The organism is Shewanella sp. 10B (assembly GCF_023475885.1).
Lineage (GTDB): Bacteria > Pseudomonadota > Gammaproteobacteria > Enterobacterales > Shewanellaceae > Shewanella > Shewanella mangrovisoli.
This window is the reverse complement of record NZ_JAMDJO010000037.1, coordinates 1-259: the sequence shown is the minus strand read 5'-3', so window position 1 is coordinate 259 and position 259 is coordinate 1. Positions and strand designations below refer to the sequence as shown.

At 49.8% G+C, this 259-nt stretch carries 1 tRNA gene and 1 rRNA gene; both read right to left on the bottom strand.

Annotated elements, in window-relative coordinates:
- Positions 1-43: 43 nt before the first annotated feature.
- Positions 44-120 (bottom strand) — tRNA-Ile (locus M0415_RS21365).
- Positions 121-190: 70 nt separating this feature from the next.
- Positions 191-259: ribosomal RNA gene (locus M0415_RS21360) — 16S ribosomal RNA — on the bottom strand; the annotation flags it as partial.

Genomic DNA, 259 nt, shown 5'->3' with positions numbered 1-259 from the left:
TTACATGCAGTGCGAGTATCAGATGTCCCAACCCTCAAAGGATTGGTGGGTCAGAGTGGACTTGAACCACCGACCTCACCCTTATCAGGGGTGCGCTCTAACCAGCTGAGCTACAGACCCATCGTTTACTCTATCTTCTATCAAGCAAATCTGTGTGAACACTCAACAAACATCGAGTTAGTCGTATAGGTAAGGAGGTGATCCAGCCCCAGGTTCCCCTAGGGCTACCTTGTTACGACTTCACCCCAGTCATGAACCA